Genomic DNA, 2275 nt, shown 5'->3' with positions numbered 1-2275 from the left:
GCCCGTTCCGCTGCGTTGTTCGTGAGGCATACCCTCCCATCGATGAGGAAGCGGGTGAAGGCGTCCCAGCGCCGGAGCATATAGTTGATGGCCTTGGCGAGATCATGGTTACGCGACAGCTTGGCGAGTTGGGCGTTCAACCAGTCGTGCAGTTCGGCGATCAGCGGCGCGCTCAACTCCTGACGGGCGGCAAGCCGCTCCGCTGGTGTCTTGCCGTTGATACCGCGCTCAACGTCGAACAGGGCGTCCAGCTTCTGCACCGCCTCCAGCGCAATCGGATAGATGGGACTGGCTCGCTCGCCGCGGCTCTTCTTGCGCGCTGCGCCCTCGACGTCGGCGAGTTCGAAGAACTTCCTGCGTGCATGGGCAAAGCATCCTGCCTCCAGGATGAGACCAGGCTGGCGGTCGGGAGCGTACAGCTCGAAATAGCCCGCATAAGCATCTGCCTGCAGAATCCCGGACCAGGACGCGAGATGCGCCTGGGGATGTTCGCCGCGCCGGTCGCGCGAATAATAGAAAACGACCGCTGGCGGATCGGCGCCGCCAAACGGGCGGTCGTCCCGGACATAATCCCATAATCGACCGGTATCGGTCTTGCCCTTGGCCATGACCGGCACGGTAGTGTCGTCGCCATGTACGCGTTCGGCGGCAAAGACATGGGCCTCAATCAGCCGGAAGATCGGCATCAAGGCGAAGGAAGCCGCGCCGACCTGGTCAGCGAGCGTGGAAACGCTCAGCGGCACGCCTTCACGGGTGAAACGCTCGGCCTGGCGGTTGAGAGGCTGGTGCTGCCCATACTTCTCGAACAGCAGCATGGCGAGGAAGCTTGGGCCCGCCCAGCCACGCGGCACGACATGGAATGGCGCGGGCGGCTGCGTGATCTTCTCGCAATCTCGGCAGGAGAACTTCTCGCGCACGGTCTGGATGACCTTCCAGGCGCGCGGGATCACCTCTAGCGTCTCGGTCACATCCTCGCCCAGCTTCGACAGGCGCATGCCGCCACAGGCCGGACAGGAACAGGGCGCCGGAACGACGACGCGGTCGCGGGGCAAATGGTTGGGGAACGGCTTTCTGACCGGCCTCTTGCGCTCGAAGGCGGTGACGTTCGTGGCCTTTGTCGCGGCGGTCTCGGCGGCCAGATCGTCTTCGGCGGCGTCGGCCTCCAAATCTTCGAGCTCAAACTCCAACTGCGCAAGAAGCCGGCGGGTGCGTTCGGCGCTGGGGCCGTATTGCTCGCGCCTGAGCTTGGCGATCTGCAACTTGTAGTGCGAGATCAATGCCTCGGTGGCGCTCTCCCGGGCACGGGCATTGGCCAGTTCGGCCTCGGCGGTGGTGGCGCGCTGTTCGGCCGCATCGGCGCGTTGCGTGCTGAGCCGGACCAGCGCCTTGAGCACTTCAATGTCGTCAGGCAGGGGCGAAACGGCGGCGTCCACAACCAGGATGGAATCACAGAAAACCGCCCGGTTAAAGCGGAAAATGCGGCCTCGACGAAGAAAATCCGCGCCTATCCCGCGCTCTGCGGGCGCCAGCTATATTGCGGGTTCCGCCAGTCCACGCCGTCGAGCAAACAGGCCAGCTGTGAGCTCGTCAGCGAGACTACGCCGTCCGTCGCGGAGGGCCAAATAAACTTCCCCCGTTCCAACCGCTTCGAATAAAGCGACATCCCGAGACCGTCGTGCCAGATTATCTTCACCAGCGACCCGTTACGCCCGCGAAAGACCCAAAGATCGCCGGCAAATGGGTCTCGCGAAAAACTCTGCTGCACCATCGCCGCGAGGCTCTGCATGCCGCGACGCATATCGGTATGGCCCATTGCGATCCACACCCGTGCTCCTGCTGGGATCATCGCAAGGCCTTCAGCGCCGCCGACACCAATGCAGGTGATGCCGCAGCTGATACGTTCACGCGTCCCTTGGCGCCGAGATCGATGATGATCACCGGCATCCCCGCCTGTTGCCCGCCTTGCTGGGCGCCATCGTCTACCACCGCCTCGGCGAACTCGCTCAGGGCGGGCGGTTGTCGCAGTTTGCTGCGCCATGTGTAAATCCGCGCCGTAGAAATATCGTGCCGCCGTGCCACAGCCAAAACGCTGGCCCCAGGCGCAAAGGCTTCTGCCAAAATCTGCAGCCGTTCCTCGTCGCTCCAACGCCGCCGCCGTTCCGGCCCGGTCATTACCGTTATCTGCCCCATGAACCGCTCCTAAGCCTACTCTCGAGAGCATTCTTAAGAGCAGTCCACTACCTCACGACAAGGCGGGCGCCGCCGGATGGATACC

Annotated in this window: 3 protein-coding genes; all 3 read right to left on the bottom strand. The window is 63.6% G+C overall.

The genetic code is table 11. From position 1 onward, the window contains the following. Positions 1-1433, bottom strand: a 1433-nt coding sequence (locus tag SxD43FB_RS23330) for an IS66 family transposase (RefSeq protein ID WP_096064138.1), incomplete at its 3' end; no start/stop codon positions are given. Positions 1434-1504: 71 nt separating this feature from the next. Continuing rightward, positions 1505-1846: an IS66 family insertion sequence element accessory protein TnpB gene (tnpB, locus tag SxD43FB_RS23325; protein ID WP_096064137.1), complete on the bottom strand. Its 342-nt coding sequence runs from the start codon at positions 1844-1846 to the stop codon at positions 1505-1507. Further along, positions 1843-2190: a transposase gene (locus SxD43FB_RS23320; RefSeq protein WP_096064136.1), complete on the bottom strand. Its 348-nt coding sequence runs from the start codon at positions 2188-2190 to the stop codon at positions 1843-1845. Before SxD43FB_RS23320 ends, tnpB begins: the two co-directional genes overlap by 4 nt. Positions 2191-2275 lie beyond the last annotated feature (85 nt).

The sequence above is a fragment of the Sphingobium sp. D43FB genome (assembly GCF_002312805.1).
Lineage (GTDB): Bacteria > Pseudomonadota > Alphaproteobacteria > Sphingomonadales > Sphingomonadaceae > Sphingobium.
This window is presented reverse-complemented; position numbering and strand designations above follow the sequence as displayed.